8 protein-coding genes and 1 rRNA gene are annotated in these 8086 nt (G+C 28.1%); 5 read left to right on the plus strand and 4 right to left on the minus strand.

Annotated features, from left to right (window positions below):
- Positions 1–14: 14 nt before the first annotated feature.
- A complete protein-coding gene (locus L3B98_RS12735) occupies positions 15–656 on the plus strand; it encodes an ankyrin repeat domain-containing protein (protein WP_077364617.1) in 642 nt (213 codons plus the stop codon).
- 11 nt (positions 657–667) lie between these two features.
- On the plus strand, positions 668–2299 hold the full coding sequence (locus tag L3B98_RS12740; RefSeq protein WP_238916915.1) for a tetratricopeptide repeat protein: 1632 nt from the start codon (positions 668–670) through the stop codon (positions 2297–2299).
- An 82-nt stretch (positions 2300–2381) separates the two neighbouring features.
- On the opposite strand, the gene L3B98_RS12745 is transcribed toward L3B98_RS12740, so the two are convergent.
- Positions 2382–2717, minus strand: coding sequence for a rubredoxin-like domain-containing protein (locus L3B98_RS12745; RefSeq protein WP_015394005.1), 336 nt, complete (start codon positions 2715–2717; stop codon positions 2382–2384).
- A gap of 403 nt (positions 2718–3120) precedes the next feature.
- Between L3B98_RS12745 and L3B98_RS12750 the strand changes: the two genes are divergently transcribed.
- Positions 3121–3309, plus strand: a complete 189-nt coding sequence (locus L3B98_RS12750; protein WP_238916916.1) for a hypothetical protein — start codon at positions 3121–3123, stop codon at positions 3307–3309.
- Between the two features lie 92 nt (positions 3310–3401).
- Entirely contained in the window at positions 3402–4427 is a 1026-nt protein-coding gene (locus tag L3B98_RS12755; protein ID WP_017810462.1) for a response regulator, read from the plus strand.
- A gap of 56 nt (positions 4428–4483) precedes the next feature.
- Here the strand turns inward: L3B98_RS12755 and L3B98_RS12760 are convergent, their stop codons facing one another.
- The 3 genes from L3B98_RS12760 to yaaA form a co-directional block, all read right to left on the minus strand.
- Positions 4484–5698 carry a DUF5105 domain-containing protein gene (locus L3B98_RS12760; RefSeq protein WP_238916917.1) on the minus strand — a complete coding sequence of 405 codons (1215 nt, stop codon included), beginning with the start codon at positions 5696–5698 and terminating at the stop codon, positions 4484–4486.
- Positions 5699–6061: 363 nt separating this feature from the next.
- Complete coding sequence (bcp, locus tag L3B98_RS12765) at positions 6062–6514, minus strand: thioredoxin-dependent thiol peroxidase (protein WP_238916918.1); 453 nt, start codon at positions 6512–6514, stop codon at positions 6062–6064.
- A 15-nt stretch (positions 6515–6529) separates the two neighbouring features.
- The gene (yaaA, locus tag L3B98_RS12770; RefSeq protein WP_015394000.1) at positions 6530–7270 is read right to left on the minus strand and encodes a peroxide stress protein YaaA; all 741 of its coding nucleotides are present in this window, start codon (positions 7268–7270) and stop codon (positions 6530–6532) included.
- Between the two features lie 548 nt (positions 7271–7818).
- Here yaaA and L3B98_RS12775 point away from each other — a divergent pair.
- Positions 7819–8086 (plus strand): 16S ribosomal RNA (locus L3B98_RS12775); the annotation flags it as partial.

The following is an 8086-nucleotide window of genomic DNA, read 5'->3' on the forward strand; positions in this document are numbered from 1 at the left end:
AGTTGGAGGAAATTATGAATATTAGTGAAATTTTGTTTGGGCCAAAAACAAAATCTATTTTAAGAAGTATAAAAAAAGGGAACATAGAAGAAATTAATTCTTTTATACAAAATGGTGGCAATGTTAATGAAGTAAATGATGAAAGGAGTCTTCTTCATTTCGCTATAGATAATTGTGAAGATAACTATTACGAAGCAATTGAACTTTTAATAAATAGTGGCGCGGATATAAACAGTACTCAAAGCCATACTAAAGAGACGCCTTTACACAGAGTGTGTGCCAGAATTAGACCTAGAATGGATGTTGTTAAATTATTATTAGAAAGAGGATCAGATGTAAATATTGAAAATATATCAGGTAAGACTCCTATTTTTCACTGTAATTTTAGTTTTTCAGTTGAACTTTTGAAGCTTCTCCTTGATTATGGAGCAGATATAAAACATACTGATAAATATAACAATACTATATTACATGAGGATTATGTATTGTGTGGAGATAAATATGATTTTGAAGAGTATTTAAAATTTATTTTATCACTTGGAATAGATATAAACTCAGAAAATAATGTTGGACATACACCTTTATTTCTTTGCAAAAATAAAGACATTGGCAATATATTATTTGAATACAGTAAAAAAAGTGAACTTAAATCATAGGAGGAATTATTTTGTCAGAGAAAAATAAAAAATATCATATTACTAAGATTTCTAATGCAAAAGTCAATGAAAGTTCTGGAACAATACTTGAAGCAGAAAAGCGCTTATCAGAATCAATGATTTGGAAATTACAGTCGGATTTTTTTGCAAATCAGGGACCAGAAGCGTGGATTAAAGGTATTGTGCCTCAATATATAACAACAAATCCTTATATTGCAAACCAATATGCTAAAACTGTTTTTGGATATTTAAGAGATTATGCTGCGAGAGAGGATATGGATAAAAATGCTGTTATATATATAATGGAACTTGCAGCTGGAGTAGGTAGATTTACCTATACTTTTTTAAAAAGATTTTTGCAGCTAATTGAAAACTCTTCATTGAAAAATATAAAATTTAAATATTTAGTAACAGATTTTGCAGAAAGAAATATTGAATATTGGCAAAATCATAGTTTCTTAAAACCTTATTTTGAATCAGGGATACTTGATTGTGCAACCTTTGATATATCTAAGGATGAAGAGATTAAACTTAGATATAGCGGGGAAGTTTTATCAAGTGGAAAAATGAAAAATCCTTTGATTTTATTTGCTAATTATACTTTTGACAGTTTACCTCAAGATACTTTTTATGTAAATGAAGGGGAGATTTTTGAAGGGTTAATTTCTATTACGTCTCAAGGTGAAAATAATGATCCTAATGATAAATCAATACTTGCAGGATTAGATTATTATTATACAGATAAAAAAATAGAAGATATGAATTATTATGAAGATAAGATTTTAAATGATATATTGAAGCATTATAAGAAATCTTTAGAAGATACAGCATTTTACATGCCTATAATTGGGTTAAGATGTATTACTAGATTAAGAAAGCTATTTAACGATGATGTGATTTTGATATCAGCTGATAAAGGGTACAAAAATGAAGAGGTTATGAATAAAAACTATCATCCATATTTATCAAAGCATGGATGTGTTTCTATGACAGTAAACTTTCATGCCTTGGAATTATATTTTAAAGGTCTTGGTGGAAAAGCAATTCATAGCATATATGATCATGAAAGTATCAATGTATCTTTATTTATGCTTAGTCAAAGTAATCATGATCTTATAGAAACTTCAATGGCTTATAATGAAGTTATTGAAACTATAGGACCTGATGATTTTTATAATATGAAAAAAGCAATTATGCCTTTAAGTTCATCGCTAACAACTAAAGAACTTTTAACTTTTTTAAGATTTACAATATGGGATTCAAGAACCTTACTTGAATTGTATAATATATTACTTGAAAGAATACCAAGTGAAGAAGATTTTCCTAAAGATAAGTTAATTACTGCGATCAATAAAGCTTGGGAATATTATTTCCCTATTGGCGAAGAAGGAGATTTGGGATATTACTTTGGCTCAATATTAGGTTATCTTGGTCAAGATGAAGATGCTCTTAGATTTTTTGAGTCTTCTTTAGAGTTTTATGGTGAATGTCCAGAAACAAATTATGAAATTGCACTTTGCTATTATAATTTACAACAAGTGGATAAAGCACTTGAATATGTAGAGAAAGCTTTAAATATAGATCCTGATTTTGAAGAAGGACTAAATTTAAAGAACATGATTATTGAAATATTAACTGATTAATGATAATTAAAAAGCTGGGAATACATTATGCATTCCCAGCTTTTTGATAATTATAGCTAACTACATTATAAACGTATTTACTTTACCATTTTCCTTTAGACATGTGTCCTGCTAATTCAGCTTTTGATATTTGCTTAATAGTCCAAGCATCTTTTTTTGCTTTTTCAAAAGCAGCAACACAATTAGGATCTAATTTTAAGTCTATTCCTTCTATAGAGAGTTTTGCGATTTTATCAGCCAATTCAATTATCTCCATATGGATATCGTTAGTTCTGTCAGATTGATAAATTTTATCAGCTTCTTCACTCGACAGCTCAACAAACTTATCCTTTGGAACTCCGCATTTTGGACATTTTTCTGGAGCTTCTAAACCTTCACATACAAAACCACATACACTACATTTGAATAATTTTTTCATGTCTTTTCCTCCCTTTAATAATCATTATTATTTTATAAAATACAGTACATACTATTAATTCTATTTTATTAAACAAATTCCTTCTTATAAAGAAAAAATAAAAAACTTTTTTGAATACAAAAAATGACATAAAAATACAAATACCTGTGATAAAATTTATATATAAATACTGTTTTTAAATATTTAATTAAAAAAGAAGTGAATAAAATGTATTTATTTCTCTATAATGCCTATATTAGCAGCTATTTATAAGAAAAATGAAATATTGTTTGGTTATGAAAGGGGTTAATTAGATGAATACCAGAGTTATGTGTATTAAACCTAATATAAGTAGTTGAAATATTAGGTTTAACAAAATATTGAGAATTATTACATGGTCAATGTATGAGGGGAGAAACAAAGAATGAATTTGGAAGAAAAGTACAAAGATATAATTGAAGTATTTGCAAAATCGAGCAAAAAAGATGATGGGTTTGAGTTTGATAGTTATATTCATAAGAAAAGTAAATTTAAAGGGGATTTTGAATATGACTATTTAAACAATGATAACAAAAAAAGAAACAAAAAAGATAGAAATAAGAGATGTATTTAAAATAGTCTTGAGGTATCTATCAAATGGTAAGCATCTCAGAAAAATTGAGATGCTTTGTTAATTTAAGGGCATATTTTAAAGGGGGAGACAAGATGAAAAAAATTAAAGTACTTTTTGTAGATGATGAACTTAATGTATTAAATGCAATAAAAAGAATAACATTACTTGAAGATTTCGAATCTCTTTTTTCTATGAGTGGAGAAAAAGCTTTAGAAGAATTTGAAAATAATGAGATTGCTGTTATTGTTACAGATATGAGAATGCCAAAGATGAATGGATTAGATCTTTTGGAAAAAGTTAAAGAAATATCTCCTAATACTGTTAGAATGGTGCTTTCGGGATATGCTCAAATGTCCCAGGTAATAGCAACGGTTAATAAAGTTGGCGTTTTTAAATATATTACAAAACCTTGGAATAATGAAGAAGAATTTCTTCCAGCAATTCATGAAGCTATAAAATATTATAAATTAGAGGATGAAAATGAAGCTTTTAAGATTCAACTATTAGAAAAGAACAAGTTATATCAAAAAATGTTAAATATGAATAATGACTTAATAAAGAATAGTCAAAAGGACATAGCTTATATTAAAGCTGTGAGTAAAATTATTTTTGATATAAAAAACAATATGTATGAGCTTTTAAGAGACGAATGTCTAAGACAAAAACCTTTCAGTGAACAAATTGATAAGGTGTTTTTTCAATATTTAGAAACAGTACCTAGTGTTATTGAAGTATTTAATTTAAATGCTTTTAGAGATGGGTTTGATGAGTTGAAAAAAAATAATGTGGCTGTTATTTTTGATGATCAAAATGTTGTTAATATTAATTATTTGGGAAATAGAAAAGTCCTAGAATTAATATTTAATAAGGTTTTGGAAGTTATTGCGTGGAAAGCAAAAAAAGAAGAATTACTCTTAAATATTAAAAATATTGATACACTAAAGCTTAATCTTTTTGTAAAAAATAAGGATGCCTTTAATGACATCATTAATGATAAAGAAGCTATGTTGATATTAAACTTTTTAGATGCTTTGGGAAAAATATTTGGAGGTAAAGTTACTGTAGTTCCAGAGAAATTTGTAATTATTATGAATACTGCTTTAAAAATAATGGATTAGGAGTTGATGGATATGAAAATATAAAGCAGATGAAAATATTTCATCTGCTTTATAAATTAATTCATACTCATTTCTCCAATAGTTTCAATGTACTTTTTAGTATTTGATGGTATCCATAAATCTCCAATTTTAGTAAAGCTAAAAGAGTTTGATTTGCTACCAGAAGTTATCTGTGCGTTATTAATTGCATTAATAAGGTTTGTAGCAAAAGCATCCATAATTTTTTGCTTATCAGTAATTCTTCCAGATATTACTTGATTTTTAGTTGTGGTTCCAACCTGATTTACAATTGAGTTTAAGTTTAAAGAGGTTGAAGTAACTTTAACTTGCGCTGTATTATTTGCTTTAGATACTTCTTCAAAAGTTGCAGAAGTCTTACTCATTCCGTTTCTTAATGCATCTAGTATGCTTTGAATTTGGCTATCAGATAATGAAACACCTAATTTAGAAAATTGTTTTTTGAAATCATTAAAATCAGTTTTATTCATACCCTTAATAATTCTATCTCCAAATGCTTTGCTATAACCAAGTTTCTCCATACCGCTGCTATCTTCTTTGATTACTAGATTCCAGAAAACTTCAGCACTTTCTTTTGGAGAAATACTTTCTTCGTTAATACTTAAATCATGATTGTCTTTAGAGGTTGCTAATCTAACTAATTTATATCCAAAATTAGTTTCATCATCTGCAACCCAATATTTGTTAACTTTTTTAAATTTAAAGGTATTTGAAGCTTTATCAGAGCTTATTTCAGCACTCTTCAATTCTTCAGCAAGTTTGACTAAATAAATTTCGCTAAATTTTTTATTTTCTTCATCATTGTTTGCAAAATTCATTTTGTCAGTTTCGTCTAAAGCAGCGACAGAAGCTTTTTCATCTATTTTTTTTATATCAAAATTAGTAGCTGAGATTTCTACTTCAGCTTGATCTCCTGACTTAGAAATTTGTTTGGTCTCATAAGTGATTTTTGAAAGTGCTTCTTTATAAGCATCAGAGATTGAATTTAATTGTTCATCTGAAGCAGCATATCCCATCAAAAGAAGGTTTTTTTTCAATTCACTCTTTATCTTATCTTGATAGTCTTTTATTAGCTTATCTTTATCGGCATCTGATAAACCTATTTTTTGAATGTTTTGAGCATCAGATTTAAAAATCAATGAACAGTAAATGTCCGCTGAATTTTTTGCGGCATTAGTATCGCACCCGCTAAATAGAAAACTAAATAGCAGTACTACTAATACTGTAAAACTAAGTATTCTTTTTTTCATCATTATTTACACCCCTAATATTATTTTCTCTATCAATAAATGACAAAATATATTATAACATCCAATTAAGTAAATTAACAACTACATTTTTAGCACTATTTTGCTAAAAATAGTCATATTTATTAATAATGATTCCGTTTGTTGTAAAAGTAAATTTTTAAATATAGTAACGAAGTTTAATAATATATGATATTGCAGTGAATAATGTTTTTATTGCGAAGGGGATTTGCTTTATGAAAAAATTAATTGCATTAAGGTTAAACTTTTGTTTGTTTCGTTTTGTGTAATCTTGAGGAGGTTTGTTGTATAAAAAGTAGCTTTCACAGTTAAACATAAACTGTGAAAGCTACTTTTAATCTAATCAATTTAGATGGTTTCTAACATATCGGTTGGATTTTTTGCAGCATTTACCTTCGAAAAGGCTTTTATAATTATTCCATTTTCATCAATTAAATATGTAGTTCTTACAACACCCATTGTCTTCTTCCCATACATATTTTTTTCTTTCCACACGTCATAAGCTTCAATAATTTTTTTCTCTGTATCTGAAAGTAAAGTGAAGTTTAGATTGTACTTATCAGCAAATTTTCTGTGAGATTCTACAGAATCTTTACTTATACCAATAACTTCTGCACCCTTTTCTTGAAAATCAGGATATCTTTCTGCAAAACCGCAAGCTTGCTTTGTACATCCTGCAGTATTATCTTTTGAATAAAAATACAATACAATTTTCCTACCTCTAAAATCTGATAGTGATGTTTCCTTTCCATCTTGGTTTAATAGCTTAAAATCAGGGGCCTTTGTTCCGACTTCTAACATAATTTTTTCATCCTCCTATTCTTTTATAAAGACAATATTTTTATTATTTGATTTTTCCTTATTAAATTTATAACCGAGTCTATTAAAGTTCTTTATTTCTGATATTGTTTCGATTTTTTCCTCAGCCATAAATCTAACCATTTCACCTCTGGCCATTTTAGCTAAGGTTCCTTTGGTTAAAATTTTACCTTCTTTATACTCACCAAAAGTGCATGATATCAATTGAACTTTTTTATTTAAATAATTTTCAATACATTTGCTATATTCTTTAGATGCAAGGTTTAAGACAATATTTGTATTTTTATATAGTTTATTAAATAAGCTGTCCCCCCAGTAATCATATAAGTCTTTATAACCTGAAAGCTTTATTGGAGCTTGCATTTCAAGACGATATGGCACGACGCCATCAAATGGTTTAAGAATTCCATAAAAACCAGATAGAATATATAAATGATTTTCAACATAATCTAATTGATCAAGATCAAATACATTTGGAGAAATATACTGATATTGTATTCCTTCGTATGCTAATATAGCAGGAGTAAGTTTTTCCGTAAGATTCATATTAGTGAAGTATTCAAAGCTTGTCTTAGCAATTTTATCACTACATTTCCATAAAATCTTAGCTTCGTCATAGCTTAAATTTTGAATATACTTCATTAATAATTCTGTTTTGTCTAAAAAACAGGGCATATTATATTTTTCGATTTCTGTGTCTAACTGCATCTTTTTTGCTGGTGATATAATTATCTTCAACTGATATTTCCTCCATATTGTTATAGATAGGTTAAGTGCATTTTTATTTATATTGCAAATACTACTTTTTATTTGAACTAATTTGATGTTCGCTTGTTTTTATTATATCACAATTAGGTTTTTGTTTGAGAGTTTAGGGAAAATGCAATTACTGAATAAACATAATTGATTTTAGATTCTCACTTTTTTCAGAATTTCTTAAATTTAGGTATAAAGTATTAATTTAGAACTTAAAATAAAGAATAAAAAAGTTATTGACAGACATAAATGAAAATGTTAAGATGAAAAACGTCGCTGAGATGCATCAACAATTTTAAATGAATTGATTGATAAAAGTTATAAAGACAGCTTAAAAGAATTTGAAAAAAGTTATTGACAGAGCATCTAGGTGATGATATAATTAATAGGCTATCAGAAACGACAGCAAACGATTAAAGATTACAGCGAAAGTTGTAAGAAAGAAAATGGTCTTTGAAAATTGAACAGAATAAGATAAATACATTTAAGTAAACCAGCAATTTTTATTTGAGTAAGCTAAGATTAAACTTTTTATTGAGAGTTTGATCCTGGCTCAGGACGAACGCTGGCGGCGTGCTTAACACATGCAAGTCGAGCGATGAAGTTCCTTCGGGAATGGATTAGCGGCGGACGGGTGAGTAACACGTGGGTAACCTGCCTCATAGAGGGGAATAGCCTTTCGAAAGGAAGATTAATACCGCATAAGATTGTAGTACCGCATGGTACAGCAATTAAAGGAGTAATCCGCTATGAGATGGACCCGCGTCGCATTAGCTAGTTGGTGAGGTAACGGCTCAC

It is taken from the genome of Clostridium sp. YIM B02555 (assembly GCF_022320955.1).
Lineage (GTDB): Bacteria > Bacillota > Clostridia > Clostridiales > Clostridiaceae > Clostridium > Clostridium saccharoperbutylacetonicum.